Source organism: Trichocoleus sp. DQ-A2, from assembly GCF_039961915.1.
Classification (GTDB): Bacteria; Cyanobacteriota; Cyanobacteriia; order Cyanobacteriales; family FACHB-T130; genus FACHB-T130.
The window spans coordinates 26,120-43,458 of record NZ_JAMPKD010000012.1; the positions used below are offsets into that span (position 1 = coordinate 26,120).

The window sequence follows — 17,339 nt, forward strand, 5'->3', positions numbered from 1 at the left end:
AGGGGGTTCTTGGTGGAGAAGACTGGACAAGGAGTACCACCTAACCCTACCCCTGCCCCTTCCCGCTCTTCGTGGATGAGTTCAATATTCTATTCTCCCCTCTCCGTGGAGGTCGAGGAGCTGGGAGTGAGGTTCCAATGGATTTTAGATCCGAATGCTCGTGCTGACGCGCCGCTTCGCGAACGGGAGATTGGCAAGCCGAATCGTTGAACGAAGAATATCCGCCCTATCAGTGCGGAGAATGTTATTTCAGAGACAAATCTTCTTGAGCGATCGCGGCACCAGCGGTCCACGGTTTCTTATTGTATTCAAAAGCGCCAATATCTGGTTGCTTCCCTACAAATCCATTGGTGTAAGGAGAAATGACCGCACCTTTATCTACAGCCGCAGAAGTAGCAGTGAGTTGATAGTCGTGGTTGCTTCTATTTACAAACTGTACATCGGGAACAGTGATTTGACCTGCCGCATCTTTTTCCATGACAATATTGTTTTCCACTGTCATCCCCCCTGCGGACTGGGTATCTTTAAATTCTTTAGCAATATTATTTTTGAGGATAGTACCTTTCATATTAGATCGAGACGGTTCCCACCAAATCTCTCCATCTACAGTGTTGTTATACACTTGCCTATTTGTATTTAGACAGGGAGTGCCGTGACTGTTAATCGCAATCCCATGCTTGGGAATATTCCACAGAACATTGTGATGCACTACATAGTTAGAACTGTTGCCGTCTAAATAAATTCCCATGCTGCCAAAATAATGCAAACTGGGGTTGTATTCTGCTTGACTATCGTGAATTTTATTATAGGCAATCTCAGTCCCTTTGCCATCATGTCCCCATGCCTGCACCGTACCTCCGTCGCTATTTTGCCGCCCCATATTAAATGCTTCGTTGTACATCACCTTGCCCTGCGTCAATTCATTGATATTGATCGCGCCCGGAGTTCCTAAATCAAATAAGGTGTTGTACATAATTGCATTGACTGCGCCTTTAATATGGATGGCGCTGCTAGTGCCGGAGTAATTTGTATCGTGGATAATAGAATTAGTAATTTTACTCGAATTGCCTTCAATTCTAATTCCCGCTCCTGCCGCATACCTAATTTCGCTATTTTTTACTTCGTTATTATTTCCTCCCAATAAAATAGCTGGCGCTCCTTGGTCGTACCAAAGATGGGGAATCACTGCGAAATTAGAACCATACAAAAGCTTGACTTTATTAATTAAAATATTTGAACTATTATTTGAGTGGATGCCTGCCGCGAAAATATTGATATTTTCTATGCTTATATTAGATTTATTATTAATCTCAAATGCCCATTGCCTTTTTTTGACTTCTACACGGTTGCTTGCAGGATTGCTTCCGTCTATCGTCCATAGATATAAATTTCCCGAAGCATCTCTAAACCATTCTTTTGGTGCATCCAAAGCTTCATATTTACCCCAAATATAGTAGTAATTACCCGCTTTTGGAGCATAGCCTAGAGAGTTTGCATAATATTGATAGTCGCTAAAATTAATAGTTTTAGGGGTGTGACTGGTAATCGTGCTGGTATGGGGTGCCCAATTTGGACCAGGAACGTGATTGACTTTGGCGTTATTCCAAAAACTAGTAGGAAAGTCACTTAAAGCTTCATCTAAAATTGTGCCGCTGACTCGTGAATTGTCAGCAGCATTTGGGTTGCTAATTGAACCACCATCAGCGATCGCTTTGTCTTTACTGGTAATTTGTGCTGGGTTTTTGTTAATATTAGGCCATCTAGCCTCGACCATCATTTCATCATTTACAAAAACCTGGTTATTCCCTTCACCTAAATCCCAGTTCATTGTTGCTTTGTAGACTTTCCCACTGGGGTGATTGTGCAGAGTCCAATTAGAAACCGGATCTGCACCGCTAATTGTTACTTGTTCGTTTTGATAAGCTTTAAAAATAATGGGTTTTCCCGCAGTTCCAGAATTAGCGGGGATAACAGTTTCTCGATAAATCCCGCCTTGAATCAAACAGGTATATCCAGCCGTCGCTACACTGGCACACTTTTGGATATTTTGAAAGGGTTTAGACAAAGTTCCTGAATTAGAATCTGCGCCAGAGGGCGATACATAGTAAACTTTTGAGTCTTGTGCAGAAGCTGAACCAGGTAAATTGACTTTGCTACTTATCAAAACTAGGCAGAATACTGTAACAAAAATTGAAAATAACTTCCCAGTAATACAAAAGTTTTTATTTAAATAATTCATCGTGAAAATACCATTTATTGTTTAACAATTCAAGTATTTTTAGCCGAAAATTGATACAATTTTCGGCTAAAAACTTAGGTCAAAAGCCAGAAAAAAGCAAACTGAACCAATCTCCTTTCTCCCGATAATCGCCTACTAAAAGTGCTTAAATAAACGATTCAGAATAGAGCCTAGTATGCGGTACATCATAGCCCTCTGGAGCTTTACTGAAATCCGTAAAAATTCGGACGATCAAAAAACTTCAGCGTCTCCGGAACGAGAATTTACTGAAGGGTTTTTCTCACTCATTGAAAGTTGGTGGACACGGTAGCGAAGCGGTGTTGCTCTTAGAAAATCGCTCTATTGCAATCATTAGCGAATTGTTAGCGTTGAGGGTAAGGGCGGGTGATAACTGCCTGTACAGCACGTCAGCTGTCAACAGGGACATTTTCAACCCGCCCACGGAAGTCGGCTCTCCCTAAGCTAAAACCTTACTTAGAGGTTCGTCTCCCTACAAGGTTGCAGCTACCCGTTGAGTTTACTTAAAGGGTTCTAGCTGATCGGCACGTAACCAGACATTTGGTGCTGGCACCTGACCAAATTTGACGAGTGCGTAGTCACCCCGCAATTGTACAACTTCACCCTTGGTTTCAAATATGTAGGAAGGGAAGCGCGAGTCGCTAGCTTGCGCTTCCACACTGTTTTCTAATTTTTCTCGCACAGCACGAACCAAATCGCCACTTTTGACTGCCATATTTTTGTTCTGCCCTTGTGTCTAGTTCATCACTATTTTAGTTTCTATGAGGGCGGGAAAATCATCTTAAAGCAAATTTACTTAGAGGATGCCTGAAAAAGTCCTAATTGAGACGCTTAGATGGTGAATATCCCCCTTGAAAAGAAGGGATTTTAGCTGAATTATCCCCTTTCTAAGGCGGGATAGGCAGATAGAATCAACTTTTGATACTTCTCAAACATTGTCTAAACGCTCGCTCTTTCAGACGCAGTTCACGAACGCGGACGTCTCTTTGCTCTTTGCGGTTTTGTGGTTCAATAACAACCCGAAGCTAGTTTCGTAAATCATTGAAAGTTTCTGTACTAATCGAAAATACAATGAGCTAAATTGATAAATATACTGCTCCTAAATATAGAAATACATTTGGTTTGCAAAAGTAAAAATTTTCCTAACTAATTATTTTATTTTAAACTGAACCAAGTTATCTTGGATTATCTCAGCGATCAATAACACTCAAACAGGCAATTAGCAGCCAGTAGCCAGGAAAGGAGTAACTCGGTGAATAAGCCATTAAAACTGAAGTCCCGCATTTTGCTAGGATATTCTGTTCCAATTTTATTGGCAATGGGCGTGGCTGGAGTGGTGCATTACAACATTCACAAAGTCGCTAAAGTTGCGGAAGAGGTCAAATCCATACAAAACAATATTATACAAATAGATGAAATAATTCTTGGAATATCCGTAATGGTACGGAATACCAGAGGTCATGTGGTTTTCCCCAAGGAGAAAAGCTACGAGAAAACCTACGAAGAAGGAATTAAGTTATTTCGAGAAGCATCTAAATTTTTAGAGGGAGAGATTCAAGACCCTCAGCAACGAGAAAATTTGACTAAAATTATTGAGGCGGGTCAGGAAATTGATGAGGCGTCTAGAAAGATATTCAACTTGCTCGATAGCGGTAAGATTGCCGAGGCTGTTGAGTTAACGAAGTCTATACGAATGCTGGGAATTAATGACTGGCGTGAGGATATGCTTAAACAAGCAAATTATCAGTTAGCGGCACAAGCTAAACAACAAGATACTGCGATGTACTGGCTCACGATTGTAGTTTGGCTCGGTGCCGGATTATCTGCAATATTTGCTTTGGGAATTGGTTCGTTAATCGCTTCGCGCATCAGCCAGCAGATTAATGAGATCGTCGATGCGATCGCGCACTCTTCCAGAGCGATCGCTAGCACCGTTGAACAGCAAGAACGCATCGCTGTCTCTCAAGCCAGTTCGGTGAATCAAACTACTACAACGATGGATGAGTTGGGGACTTCTTCCCTGCAATCGGCGCAACAAGCCGCAGCAGCCTCTGCGGGAGCGCGTCAGGCTCTGATATTAGCAGAAGGGGGAACCGAAGCCGTGCAGCAAACTCTGGGAGGGATGGCGACGCTCAGCGAGAAGGTAGAAGCGATCGCAGCTCAAATTCTGCAATTGAACGAACAAACTCATCAAATTAGCAACATTACAAACTTGGTAAGCGATCTCGCGAACCAGACAAATATGCTAGCGCTGAATGCTGCTGTAGAGGCGGTTCGGGCTGGAGAACATGGTAAGGGATTTGCGGTGGTGGCGGGGGAAATTCGGAAACTCGCCGATCAAAGCAAGAAGTCAGCGCAAGAAATCAACACCCTCGTCGTTGACATCCAACGCGCGATTAATTCAACCGTAAAAGTGACAGCGGAGGGCACGAAGACGGTGGAAGCCGGGGTACAGTTCTCTCATCAAACTGCGGACGCCTTTACGGGGATGACGAACGCCATCAACCATGTAGTTACAAACAGCCAACAAATTGCCTTGAGTGCCCAACAACAAGCGATCGCGATTCAACAAGTCGTTGATGCCATGAACGTCCTCAACCAGGGAGCAAAAGAAACGGCGAGTGGGATCGGGCAAACCAAAGCGGGCACCCAAAACCTCAACGAAGCAGCCCTAAACCTGAAGTCAATTGTCTAATCGCCAATCGCGAATTGATAACTCCCTCCCCTCGGCACCCCTGCCCATCTGCATTTTATAGGGCTGACATTCTAGCGTTGACACTGGGGGCAAAAATGCGCGGAGCGTCCGGCTAATCTAATGCGCTCAATCGGTGTGCTACAAACTCGACAGGGGACACCCGTGCGGTTATAAACCCAGGCGACCCCGCCATAGTTGCCGTTAACGCCCTGCACGTTGAGAAAGTTACTAAAAGTCGTTCCCCCAGCCTCAATACTGGCTTGCAACACTTGAATAATTGCCCCTCTCAAACGCTCAATTTGCGCTAATTTTAGATCGGCACAAAGGGTTTTGGGTGGCACACCACTGAGAAACAAAGCTTCATCGGCATAGATATTGCCGACTCCAGCCACCACCGATTGATCCAGCAAGGCGGTTTTGATGGGACGGCGGCGATTTTGCAGTGCCAGCGCCAGGTACTCCACGGAAAACGCTGGGGAAAAGGGATCGGGGCCTAAAACCTGTAAACCAGTGATGATGCTTTCTGGCGGTGTTCCTGGCGGTACCCACCACATCTTGCCAAAGGTTCGCTGGTCAACAAAGCGCAACTCCTTCTCACTGGTCTTCTCACTGGTAAAGAACAGCCGCACTCGCGTATGTTTCTGGAGTGATTCCTGCGAGTCAAGCCATAGCAGCTGACCCGTCATCCGCAGGTGAACGCCCAACCAAGCAGATGAGGAGAGTTCTGCCAGCAGGTATTTACCACGCCGGTGCCACTGAGTAATAACTGAACCGGCAAGCCCAGCCAAAAAATCTACAGAGGAAAGGGGGTGGGCAATTGTGCGTTCAAGCAACACATCGCCACCCCATATTTCCTGATTCAGGGTCAATTTATTTAGACCCCGGCGAACTGTTTCAACTTCAGGCAGTTCTGGCACAACTTAACGTGAGTCAGTTCCCTGATTGGGAGAGCCTTGTACAACTGAGCTACCTTCTCCAGACTCTGGTGCAGCGCTGGCCTTCCCATCAAGAACTCGGTTGCCCTGACCTGTTCTGCGAGTCCGCTCGTCGATGGTGGTTTGTTTGCCACCGGAAGCGGCAGTAGTGGGTTTCTTCCCTGCTGCCTTGGGTGCTTCAACCTCTACCACTTCGTTCATGGCAAAGTTGTTGGTATTAACGCCAGCGTAGTTGACATTATTGAAACGGACAATCACTGGGTATTTGATGCCGCTCTGGTCTATGGAAGCAACAGTCCCAGTATCCTGAAACCAGAAAGATTCTTTGCGGAGAATCTGAACTTTTGAACCACGTTGAACCATAAGTGTTTTTTCCCTTACGTCATTAAGGTACAGCGTACTACTCGATCGGGAGCTGCTGAGCCTCCCAGTCTTTAAGTTTTATTACTGTTCGATCCAACGCAGTCGGACGAAGTGAGCGGGACGACCCCAGATGTCAGGCGTTGCCGAAATGTCTTCTATCGCCAAATTAAAGGGAATGGAGGTTGTAATGTATTGTTGGGCAAGACCGCCCAGATCGGGCGTTAATTGGGCAGCAGCGGTGGTAGCGATGCCTAAACCCAAAAGTTGCTCGATGGGGCCACGAGGCAGGACGAGATGGATACCCAAGGCGAGTCCGGCGGTGACAAGCATCCCGACTGAAAAATTCGTGCCGCAACGCGGATGCACGGCGAGGTTCCATTCTCCACGGGTAATGCGCCAGAGGGCAGTGCGAACAGCACGATGCAAATCAGCGCTGTTGACTTGACCGTAGAGGTAAAATCCTTGGTCGGTGGAAAGACCTCCTAGAGTGTTGTTATCTAGTTGTCTGGAGGTTGATACACCCCTGGCGTTCGGGGAGTTACAGGTGTCGCTCAAGACCCAAACCGTGGCGTGTTCTAAGGCATGAACCTGACGCAGCATCAGGATTTCCTTTAGCCCAGGAACAAAGTTCAGGGTTCTGAGGAGATCGGCATCTTGTGTCGGTTGAGGAGCTGGGGAGTCAAAGCTCCAGTCAAAGCTCCAGAAGTTGCCAGTCTGAGAAGAAGCAGAAGCAGTAGTCATAGAGTAGAACTACTCCAAAAGCAGATAGATTAACTGGGATGTTTTTCAACTTTAGCGTTTACGCCTTTGAGCCGTTGCAAATTTTTGTGAGATTGCCACTCCTGCTACTCGCGCTCAAAAGCCGGTCACGTTGGGGTTTTGTCGGTTGAGTTGTTGAAAGGCTACTCCAGCAAGGTAGATTGATGAGCAGGCTGCTGAATGGGAATTTCGATTGCGAATTCTGTTCCTTTTCCTGGCTCTGAGAAGCATTGCAAGCTGCCACCGTGCTTCTCAACGACAATTTGATAGCTGATGGCTAATCCCAGCCCTGTTTCTCTTTCCACATTTTTAGTGGTGAAAAAAGAATTAAAAATGCGTGACTTTACTTCGGAAGCGATACCCGGCCCATTATCGATAATCCGAATCGCTACTTTATCAGCAACTAGGGGCACCACTGTGCCGTGTGCGTCCTGTTGATTATTTGTTTGATTGTCAGTTGTGTGTTCGCTGACCGCCGAACCCTGAGTGCTGACAATTGAGGTTTGGATGACGATCCGGCTGGGATGGTTTCGGATTTCATCAGGCGATCGCTCTTTGTCATAATCATTCAAGGCATCAATCGCATTGCTGAGAATGTTCAAAAACACCTGATTGAGTTGTCCGGCATAACACTCTACCGGGGGTAAATTTCCATACTCTTTGAGGATCTGAATTCCCGAATGTTCTGTCTTGGCTTTCAGTCGATGCTGCAATATTAATAAAGTACTCTCAATTCCTTCATGAATATTGACCGGCTTCATCGCTGATTCATCTAAGCGCGAGAAGTTACGCAAACTCGAAACAATCTGACAGATTCTGTCAGCGCCTACTTTCATGGAAGACAACATTCTGGGCAAGTCTTCAATTAGAAAATTTAGATCGATTTCTTCTGCCTGTTCCTGAATCCTTAAAGACGGCTGAGGATATTCTTGCTGATAAACTACCAACAAATCCAATAAAGCTTGAGTATATTCATCTAAGTAAGTGAGGTTGCCGTAGATGAAATTAACTGGGTTGTTGATGGCGTGAACAACACCGGCAACCAGTTGACCTAAACTCGCCATTTTTTCAGATTGAATGAGCCGAGCTTGAGTATTTTGCAGTTGTGTTAAGGCTTCAGTCAGTTGTCGAGATTTCTCGCTGAGCATCTCGACTTGTGCTTCTACTTGAGCGTGCAACCGAGCCTGTTTGATAAAGTTAAGATAGGCTTTGGAGTGGTAGCGGATACGAGCGACTAGCTCAATTTTGTCTGGCAGTTTTATCAAGTAGTCATTTACATCCAGAGCAAAGGCTTCCGCTTTGACTGCTGGATCTTCTTTCGCTGAAAGTACAATAATCGGAACATCTCGCGTTGCGGAATTAGCCCGAAAAAACCGTACCAACAGCAACCCATTAATTTCGGGCATTACTAAATCTTGTAAGATGACTGTTGGAGCAATTTCTGTCGCCATTTGAATTGCTTGAGTCGGCTCACTACAATAGTGAAAAATGATATCTTCTTCAGTGGCAAGCATCCGACGTATTGCTACACCGACCAGAGCTTGATCGTCAACGAGTAAGACGGTTAATGGCTGTTCCACAGAAGAAGCTGATTCTGTTTCCTTAAGCATTGCGAGCATTCATCAACAAGAACATTTCACTTTTTTAGGAAAAATTTCCCTAGTTACGTTGAAGTTTGGTTTGCGATAATTTATTTAATTAGATTGGTTAAATAAAATTATTTTTATGATAAGTGATTTTTAATCAATATTCTGATTGTAAAAAATCGTCCGCGATCGCGATTGTTTTTTCGGACTTATGCCTAAAGCAATCGTCAGTGTTAAGTTAGAATGTAATCGCCGATACAAGAACTTCTAGAGCATCGGTTTATTTATGACAAACAAAGCGTAAAGTCACCGGGTCAGCCAAATTTAGAAGGGTTGCAGAAGACTCGCGGTTATTCATGTCTCTACAGCAGGTTAACCCCTGCTATTTAACTTTAATTTGGATGCGTCCATCAATTGGGAGCCGCTGGTGTGGGTGAGGCGGGGACTTCAGGGCTGTTTAGAGGTGCCGAACGGCTGGTGGGTAAGGATAATTCGACACTGGGTCCACGATCGTAAATTTCAATGTCCCACTGCCCGGAACGATTGGATTCAAAGGCAATAAATCGACCGTTCCCGCTAATGGTGGGACGGCGGACTTCACCGAGAATATTGTCGGTAATGACCTCAGATTGCAGGCTTTGGCGGTCATAAACGAAAACATCTGGTTTGCCCCGTTCCTCGGAGATGTAGACGATGTAACGACCATCAGCACTGATATCTGGCTGTTCGTGGATGACACCCGCTTGGTTGAGTCCGGGGAGAGGGATAAGGCGACGACGCTGAACGTCGTAGAGATAGACGCCGCGACGGGCTTGGCGATTTGAGGTAAAGACGAGGTAGCGACCATCGTAAGAAAACCGGGGTTCTTGTTCGGCGGCTAAGCTGTTGAGGGAGGCTCCCAGCAGTTGCGGAGGTGGAGTGAGCAAACCGCGATCGCGACATCCACTCAAGGCGGCAAATAAACCAACTGCTAAAACTGGCAGATAACGTTTGTGTTTAGTCATTTGTCATTAGTTTTTCGGAATAGATATTAAATAACTTCAGTCTGGTCGGGGAAGTACGTCAAAAGGGCGGAGATTCCCCCCGCCCTTTCGATGTGGCGTTTGATGTTACGACCACCCAACCAGAGTACTGAATGTAGCGTTGGGTAACGCGATCGCTTAACCCAATCTACGAGGTGAAGGGATGTAGGTTATTGAATCCGCGACCCTGATTGATTCGTTTGCTAGCGAATTAGCCATTGACAAATTGAAAAGCAATTGACAATTCGCCATGAATTCGCTAATCTCACAATTCACAATAATTGACTGACCAACAACCCATAACCAACAACCCATGACCAATGACTAATGACGATTGTCTTTTTTCGCAGGGTTTCCCGGTTGCTTGCTTAGGAAATCACTTCATCCGCCGGTGTGGGCAAGGTACAGCAGTTGACTTCATTGATACAAACTTTGCCCCATTGCAAAGCCCAGCGTAGCAGCGCCACCCGATTGTCAGTCTTGGTTTTGGTCAATACATTGCTGATGTGGTTATCCACGGTTCGTTTGCTGATTTCCAGCTTTTGGGCGATGTCATGATTCGTTAAGCCAGCAGCAACTAGCTCAATGATTTGCAGTTCTCGCTCGGAGAGTGTCGCAGGGGTATAAGTCTCGCTACCAGCCATAAGTATTTTTTCCTTAGTTATATCTACTTACTATCTCTTTAATTTTAGAAGATCCTTTGGGGGTAAGCCCGTTCGTGACTGGGATTGAGACAATATCCCCCACCTCTGGGAGTCGGAAAAAAGGCTGGGATCATCTTGAGCTTCTGTGAATATCCGGATCTAGGGGGTAGAGGCTCTGGTAGGCTGAGTTCATGTTGACAAGGAGTGCAGTTGTGACCCATCCCCGCGTTCTCTGCCTCGGAGAGATTTTGTTTGATTGTCTAGCCGATCAACTGGGGCGATCGCTTGAAGATGTCGAATCTTGGACGCCTTATCCGGGCGGCGCACCCGCAAATGTGGCGTGTGCTTTGGTAAAGTTGGGAACCCCTTCTGGATTTATCGGCTGTGTAGGTAAGGATCAGCCGGGAGATCAGTTGGTGCAGTTGTTGCAGGAAGTGGGTGTGGATAGTACGGGCGTGCAGCGCCATGACACCGCACCGACGCGACAAGTTTATGTAGTGCGATCGCTATCGGGCGAACGAGAATTTGCCGCATTTGGCATTAGTTCCACTTCTGCAAAAGAAACTCGTGACACGACAGAATTTGCCGATACGCACCTACAAGCGTCTGCATTGCCAGAGGCTTTGTTTGAAAACGCTGATTTTCTCGTCCTGGGAAGTCTGGAGTTAGCTTATCCTGATGCGCGAGCGGCAATTAAGAAAGCCCTGGAACTAGCAGATCGGTACAATGTCAAAATTGTGCTGGATGTGAATCGGCGCGATATGTTTTGGCCCGATCCCAGTGATTCCAAGCCGATGATTCAGGAACTGATCAAGCACGTTGATTTCTTGAAAATCACTGACGAAGAAGCTGAATGGTTATTTGAAACCACTGATGCTGGCGCGATCGCTTACCGTCTGGATTCCGTCGAGGGCGTTTTAGTTACAGCCGGTGAAAAAGGTTGTGCTTACTGCTTGGGCGGGAATGAAGACAAGGTGCCAGCTTTTTCCGTCAAGGTGGTCGATACCACGGGTGCGGGGGATGGGTTCCTTGCCGGGTTCATCGATCAGTTGTGCAAACACGGCATTCAGCATCTCGCCGATGCTGAAATGGCAAAGCAGGTGGTGACTTATGCAAATGCAGTGGGCGGAATCACCGCAATGAAGCCGGGAGCGATCGCTGCACAGCCAACGACGGCTGAAGTGGAAGACTTCCTCAAAACGGTAAAGGTTGAAGGTTGAAAGAATCGTTGATGCACGAGTCTGAATCGCTCTTGAGCTTAATTGGTGAGCGAATTGCCAACAGTCCCAACCAGCGGATTACCTTTGCTCAGTATATGGAGTGGGTGCTGTACGAGCCGGACTACGGCTACTATGCCACCAACGCCGTCAACATTGGGCCGGAAGGTGATTTTTTTACCGCTCCCAATCTAGGTGCCGACTTTGGCGAACTGCTGGCTGAGCAATTTGTCCAAATGTGGGATATTTTGGGACGTCCGGCGCAATTTACGCTTGTGGAAATGGGGGCGGGACAAGGACTCCTAGCAGCAGATATTCTGCTGCATTTACACCAGCATCATCCAGCATTCTTTAATGCTTTAGAGTACCTGATCGTTGAAAAGGCAGCGGGGCTAATTTCTCAACAGCAGCAGGTGTTGCAAAAATTAGCCCCAATATTCGCCCAAACGCAAGGCGCTACACCCGTTAGGTGGTGTTCTCTGGAGGAGATACCTAGCGCTTCCATCACCGGCTGCTTTTTTTCTAATGAGTTGGTGGATGCATTGCCGGTGCATCAGTTTGCGATCGCGCAAGGGAAGCTCCGAGAAATCTATGTTACCACGCCGGATGGAACCCAAATTGAGGAAGTAATTGGCGAACTTTCTACGCCTCAACTGGCTGAGTATTTTGATTTAGTAGGGATTGAGTTGCCCTCTGCTGCTTATCAGGATGGCTATCGCAGTGAGATTAATCTAGCCGCTGGTGCTTGGCTGAGTACAGTTGCCGACAAGCTCAAGCGCGGATATTTATTGACGATTGACTACGGCTACCCAGCGGCTCGATATTACAATCCCCAGCGGAGTCAGGGGACGCTTCAGTGTTATTACCAGCATCGGCACCATAACGATCCTTACGTGCAGATTGGGCAACAGGATATCACCGCTCATGTGGATTTTACTGCCTTGGAGCGTTGGGGCGATCGCTGCGGCTTGGCATTGGTGGGTTTTACGAAACAGGCATTATTTCTGATGGCGCTGGGATTGGGCGATCGCATTGCTGCCCTTTCCCATAGCGATCGCCCGATTGCCGAGCAGCAAAGCATTATGGATGTGCTGCGCCGTCGTGACGCCCTACACCAGCTCATCGATCCAACGGGATTGGGTGGTTTTGGCGTACTGGTGCAGTGCAAAGGGCTAAGCGAGGAAGAGAGAAAGCTAAAGCTCAAAGGTTTGACGATGCCATAAAACAATTAAAAATTTGCTTTTTCGTTTTTAATTGTTTCAGCAACTTCAATTAAATTTTCAATTTTCTTGATATTTGGATCTCCTGCTAAATAACCAATCCCGCGATGCAAATGCAGGCGAAATTGAGTCGCCAAAGTCTCCCGATCGGTTCCTAATCTATCGTTATGGCAGCGCTGTTTTAAGGCAATTAACAGAATATCAGACAATTCTCCTCCAAAGACGCGCCAAGTCATTTCGACATTACTATCTGCTGGAATTGGCACCGGCGAAGGGATTGTTGGCTCTGCCAGAGAGCGACAAAATGCCCAGCGGCAAAGAATATTCCACTGATCGATTTTGGTGTTGCGCTTGAGCTTACTTAGCTGATCTTTGGCTGTTTGAGACAGGCGAATACGGTCAATGGGTGGTTCCATCAGTCTTTAAATAAAGCCTTAAACGATAAAACATGAGGCTTACTCACCCGAAAGCGATCGCTTCCAAGGAGTGCTAAGCACGGAGCCTCTTCTAATTCTTTAGATTAAACCGGGCGCAAGTAAATATTTTGTAAACAAATATTTCTTAAGGATGACAGAATTATCTGTAAATTTACATAATGGGTGGCAGGTGAAACTTACGCATAAGCGCTTATCTGGATGACAACAAGTCTCTACGTAAGTATGTAACCAGAGGAAAAATGCGGACACTTAACCTCAAGTTTAACTATTTTACCGAATTCCTGAATATAGAACAGTTACTTAAAGCCATCAAGTTACACGATGAAATGACAATTCATTGATTTTCCCTCTACCTGTATCAATGAAAATAGCCACTATAATTCCACCTTAAACAACAGTTATATGTAAATCAAAGCCCTCTGATTAGAGGTTGAGTAATTAATGTAAACTTGCTCAACAGCTAGCAAACCCTACTTTAATCCTGAAAGTTTGAGGAATGCTTTAAAAATTCATCCTTGGCGCTACGCGCAACCTTTTACACCATAGCTTTTTAAAAGCCTTAATTCTATGAACATACTCAACAAGTTATCAGCAGCTACATTTACAGCAACGTTGGTTGCTTTCGCAACAGCAGCCTCAGCAGCTGAAGAGGCGATCATCCCGGTAACTCAAGCTAATAAGCCACTGACTCCAGTTCTGGAGGGTGTCGTATCTTGCCCTACTGGACCTTACATTGCTTATTTTGGTTATAAAAATGAAAACAGCGCAACTGTTGACAATCCGGTTGGCGTGTATAACAAATTCACTCCCAGCCCGGAGAATCGTGGGCAGACAACATCGTTCTTGTCGGGACGTGTATACAATGCCTTTAGCGTAAAGTTCGACGGAGGCAACTTAGTCTGGACTTTAGCGATTCCGGGAAAACGGCGAACTGCGACTGCTTCGAGTACTAACGCAACACCTTTAGATGTTTGCCCCTTATAAGTAATCTAAGCTCAATTTATCTTCCTGCCAGTGGGGAGGGCTGAGGAGAAGTGATTCAATAATGACTATACGGCACTCTAAGAGCATTCCTAGAGTGCCTTGTGGTGTAGCTTTCCAAAAGCTATATTCCTTTAATTCTTTTTAAACGCAGAGGACGCGAAGGAAACCGCAAAGGTACGCACAGAGCAATAATTCCTCTGTGCGTACCTTTGCGGTTAACTTTTGCTACCTAAAGCGTTTAAAAATAAAATAGAGTTGATTTGCAGGGTGGTAAGCCAAATGACAAAAGAACCCTATTTAAATGAAGTACAGGAGCCAATTACGACAGCTCCATCAGAAGTTTATCAAATCATTGAGCGAGTATTACAGGCGGAGAAAGATAAGCTCTACATGAAACAACCGCGCAATATCAATGATGATATTTTGACAATTGTGAAGGAAGTGGTGCGATGAAGCTAACTTCCATCAAATTATGCAATTTTCGGCAATTTTATGGTAAAACTCCAGAAATTTTGCTTTCCTGTGGAGAGGAAGAAAATACTACGATTATCCACGGCAATAATGGTGCGGGAAAAACAACGCTGTTAAATGCATTTACGTGGGTATTGTACGAGAAATTTAGTGCCGCTTTTGCTTCACAAGAGCAGCTGGTGAATAAGCGATCGCTTGCAGAAGCCAAACCAGGCTTTCCAGCAGAATGCTGGGTAGAAGTTACTTGGGAACATAACGATAAACGCTACCGAGCAAAACGCGAGTGTCGCGCTTATAAGGGTGCAACTATTGAGAAAGGCGAAAGCAAGCTGTATATGCAAATCGCCGGAGATGATGGAATTTGGAGATTGCCTACCCAGCATCCAGAAGATATCATTGGGCGAATCTTACCAGAAAGTTTGCATCAGTATTTCTTTTTTGATGGAGAGCGAATTGAGCAAATTGTTCGCTCCGAAAAAAAGGAGGAAATCGCTGAAGCAACGAAAAAACTTTTGGGAGTCGAAGTTTTAAATCGTGCCATCAAGCATCTGGGGGAGGCAAGAAAAACCCTAGAAGCTGAGTTAAAAGCAATTGGTGACTCTCAAACTCACCAGTTATTAAAGAAAAAAGAGCAGCGAGAGAAAGAAAGCGATCGCTTATCTAATCGTCAAACTGAAATTGGGGAAGAGTTAGCAGCTCAACAGACGCTGAAAAAAGAAATTAGCAACCAGTTACGGGAACTCGATGCGGCTAAAAGTTTAGAAGAAGAACGAAAATCTCTGGAAGAACAGAAAGCTGTCAATCAACAAAATCTCAAAAGAAGCCAGGAAGCATTAAAACGGGCTATTTCAACCCAAGGTTACACCGTTTTACTATCAGAGACAACAGCAGCATTCCGAGCGATTATTGATAATTTACGACAGCGAGGCGAGCTACCCTCTGGCATCGATCGGCAATTTGTCACTAATTTATTATATCAGCAACGCTGTATTTGCGGTACGGAATTGCATGAGGGAACTGCTGCTTATGGAAATGTTGAAGGTTGGCTAGATAAAGCAGGAATTGCGGCTGTTGAGGAAACTGCGATTCGCATGAGTGCCCAAGTAGATGAAATTGATAAGCAAGCACCGGCATTTTGGGAAGAGGTGGATACAGAGCAAGCGAATATTGCTCAGTGTAGACAAGCCATTTCTCAAATAGAAACGCAACTAGATGAAATTAGGGAGAAGTTAAGAAAAGATCCCAGTGAGGAAATTCGCAACTTTCAAAAGCGGTTAGATGAAATTGAAACTAAAATTCGAGATTTAACTCTAGAAGAAGGCGAGAATCGCCAAAAAATTGCCGACATTCAAATTGAAGTTGAAAGCTTAGGGAAGCAAATTGCTAAACATGAGATGAATGAGGCAAAGCAAGCGCTAGCCCAGCGACGAATTGCCGCAGTCCAGGATGCAATTGAGCGATTAACCGAAGTGCGAGCGCGTCTCGATCAACAGTTCCGCGTGCAGCTAGAAAAGCGAGTACAAGAAATATTTAGCGAAATTTCCTTTACTCCCTATATCCCAAAGCTTAGTGAAAAATACGAGCTAACATTAGTAGAAAATACCGCCGGTTCAGAGTCACCCGTTGCCGCTTCTACGGGAGAAAATCAAATTCTCAGCTTATCGTTTATCGGTAGCATTATCGATAGGGTTCGCGAGTGGAGCCATAAGGAAATGCTGATGGTACCAGATAGCAGCACGTTTCCAATTGTGATGGATTCTCCCTTCGGAAGTTTGGATGAAATTTATCGGCGGCAAATTGCGAAGACGATTCCCAGATTAGCAAATCAGTTAGTGGTTTTAGTCACTAAAACTCAATGGCGCGGTGAAGTAGCCGCAGAAATCGCTACTCGGATTGGTAGGCAATATGTATTGACTTATTACTCTTCTAAGCCGGAATGCGAAAAAGATTCGATTGAATTAAACGGAAACGATTACGATTTAGTTAGGCAAAGTCCTAACGAGTTTGAATATACCGAGATTGTAGAGGTGGATTATGATTTCTAGTTCATCATCGGCTGTACAACAGAATTTAGTGACAGATACCTGGATAAAAGCACCTTGGGAAGAATTTATTGCACTAGCTGATAATCCTGCTTATGAAAAGGGTAAATTTTTCTATCATCACGGCTACATGAGGATTGAAATGGCAGCATTTGGACCACTTCATGCTAGGGAAAATTCTATTGTTTCTAGCGTAGTGAAGATGTTTGCTACACTTAGAAATATTAGAATTGTAGAGTTAAACAATGCCACTTTTCGCCAAAGAGGGGTAGGCGAATTTCAACCGGATTTGTCTTATTATATCGGCGCTGAGTTTCAATTACCACCACGAACAAACTCGCCAATCAATTTGAATGAGTTTCAATCCCCTGCCTTAGTGATTGAAATTGGGGCGTCATCGGTGAATGACGATTTGGGGATGAAGCGGTTAATTTATGAACGTGTAGGAGTGAGGGAATATTGGGTCGTTGATGCGAGTGCAGATGATGCGATCGCATTCTCTATTTCCGATGGGCGGAGTGGTGAAATCCAGGAGTCGTTGGTATTGCCGGGATTGACGCTTTCCCTGGTTGAAGAAGCACTGCAACGCAGCCAAACCGAGGATGATGGAGCAATTACTCGCTGGCTGCTACAATCATTTAGCTAATCAGCTAAAAAGGCTTCTCATACAGAAGAGGCTAAAAATAGCGACCGCTATTTTTAAAATT

General features: G+C 45.3%; 17 protein-coding genes. 8 read left to right on the forward strand and 9 right to left on the reverse strand.

Features of this window, described 5'->3' with window-relative positions:
* The first annotated feature begins 75 nt into the window (after positions 1-75).
* On the forward strand, positions 76-210 hold the full coding sequence (locus tag NC997_RS13655) for a hypothetical protein (protein WP_348257790.1): 135 nt from the start codon (positions 76-78) through the stop codon (positions 208-210).
* A gap of 34 nt (positions 211-244) precedes the next feature.
* Here the strand turns inward: NC997_RS13655 and NC997_RS13660 are convergent, their stop codons facing one another.
* Complete coding sequence (locus NC997_RS13660; RefSeq protein ID WP_190529773.1) at positions 245-2,065, reverse strand: right-handed parallel beta-helix repeat-containing protein; 1,821 nt, start codon at positions 2,063-2,065, stop codon at positions 245-247.
* Between the two features lie 691 nt (positions 2,066-2,756).
* Complete coding sequence (locus NC997_RS13665) at positions 2,757-2,972, reverse strand: NAD(P)H-quinone oxidoreductase subunit O (protein ID WP_190411028.1); 216 nt, start codon at positions 2,970-2,972, stop codon at positions 2,757-2,759.
* Between the two features lie 537 nt (positions 2,973-3,509).
* Between NC997_RS13665 and NC997_RS13670 the strand changes: the two genes are divergently transcribed.
* Positions 3,510-4,952 (forward strand): methyl-accepting chemotaxis protein, encoded by a 1,443-nt coding sequence (locus NC997_RS13670; protein ID WP_347276159.1) that lies wholly within the window; start codon positions 3,510-3,512, stop codon positions 4,950-4,952.
* Between the two features lie 71 nt (positions 4,953-5,023).
* On the opposite strand, the gene NC997_RS13675 is transcribed toward NC997_RS13670, so the two are convergent.
* The 6 genes from NC997_RS13675 to NC997_RS13700 all read right to left on the reverse strand — a co-directional run bounded on the left by NC997_RS13675 (position 5,024) and on the right by NC997_RS13700 (position 10,261).
* Positions 5,024-5,869, reverse strand: coding sequence for a DNA-formamidopyrimidine glycosylase (locus NC997_RS13675; protein WP_190529775.1), 846 nt, complete (start codon positions 5,867-5,869; stop codon positions 5,024-5,026).
* 3 nt (positions 5,870-5,872) lie between these two features.
* Entirely contained in the window at positions 5,873-6,250 is a 378-nt protein-coding gene (locus NC997_RS13680) for a photosystem I reaction center subunit IV (protein WP_190411026.1), read from the reverse strand.
* 81 nt (positions 6,251-6,331) lie between these two features.
* On the reverse strand, positions 6,332-6,991 hold the full coding sequence (locus tag NC997_RS13685; protein WP_190529777.1) for a DUF6391 domain-containing protein: 660 nt from the start codon (positions 6,989-6,991) through the stop codon (positions 6,332-6,334).
* A 161-nt stretch (positions 6,992-7,152) separates the two neighbouring features.
* The gene (locus NC997_RS13690; RefSeq protein ID WP_190529779.1) at positions 7,153-8,619 is read right to left on the reverse strand and encodes an ATP-binding protein; all 1,467 of its coding nucleotides are present in this window, start codon (positions 8,617-8,619) and stop codon (positions 7,153-7,155) included.
* Positions 8,620-9,005: 386 nt separating this feature from the next.
* Entirely contained in the window at positions 9,006-9,599 is a 594-nt protein-coding gene (locus NC997_RS13695; RefSeq protein ID WP_190529781.1) for a PD40 domain-containing protein, read from the reverse strand.
* Between the two features lie 386 nt (positions 9,600-9,985).
* Positions 9,986-10,261, reverse strand: coding sequence for a LuxR C-terminal-related transcriptional regulator (locus NC997_RS13700; RefSeq protein ID WP_190411022.1), 276 nt, complete (start codon positions 10,259-10,261; stop codon positions 9,986-9,988).
* 212 nt (positions 10,262-10,473) lie between these two features.
* Between NC997_RS13700 and NC997_RS13705 the strand changes: the two genes are divergently transcribed.
* Complete coding sequence (locus tag NC997_RS13705; protein WP_190529784.1) at positions 10,474-11,481, forward strand: PfkB family carbohydrate kinase; 1,008 nt, start codon at positions 10,474-10,476, stop codon at positions 11,479-11,481.
* A gap of 11 nt (positions 11,482-11,492) precedes the next feature.
* Complete coding sequence (locus tag NC997_RS13710) at positions 11,493-12,701, forward strand: class I SAM-dependent methyltransferase (RefSeq protein ID WP_190529786.1); 1,209 nt, start codon at positions 11,493-11,495, stop codon at positions 12,699-12,701.
* Positions 12,702-12,706: 5 nt separating this feature from the next.
* Here the strand turns inward: NC997_RS13710 and dndE are convergent, their stop codons facing one another.
* Complete coding sequence (gene dndE, locus NC997_RS13715) at positions 12,707-13,114, reverse strand: DNA sulfur modification protein DndE (protein WP_190428657.1); 408 nt, start codon at positions 13,112-13,114, stop codon at positions 12,707-12,709.
* Positions 13,115-13,702: 588 nt separating this feature from the next.
* Between dndE and NC997_RS13720 the strand changes: the two genes are divergently transcribed.
* From NC997_RS13720 to NC997_RS13735, 4 genes are all read left to right on the forward strand, one after another.
* A complete protein-coding gene (locus NC997_RS13720) occupies positions 13,703-14,119 on the forward strand; it encodes a hypothetical protein (protein WP_190411018.1) in 417 nt (138 codons plus the stop codon).
* A 279-nt stretch (positions 14,120-14,398) separates the two neighbouring features.
* Positions 14,399-14,572 (forward strand): hypothetical protein, encoded by a 174-nt coding sequence (locus NC997_RS13725; RefSeq protein WP_190411017.1) that lies wholly within the window; start codon positions 14,399-14,401, stop codon positions 14,570-14,572.
* Positions 14,569-16,635, forward strand: a complete 2,067-nt coding sequence (locus NC997_RS13730) for an AAA family ATPase (protein ID WP_190529788.1) — start codon at positions 14,569-14,571, stop codon at positions 16,633-16,635. The genes NC997_RS13725 and NC997_RS13730 overlap by 4 nt, the downstream gene beginning before the upstream one ends.
* The gene (locus NC997_RS13735) at positions 16,625-17,278 is read left to right on the forward strand and encodes a Uma2 family endonuclease (protein ID WP_190529789.1); all 654 of its coding nucleotides are present in this window, start codon (positions 16,625-16,627) and stop codon (positions 17,276-17,278) included. The genes NC997_RS13730 and NC997_RS13735 overlap by 11 nt, the downstream gene beginning before the upstream one ends.
* The last annotated feature ends 61 nt before the right edge of the window (positions 17,279-17,339 follow it).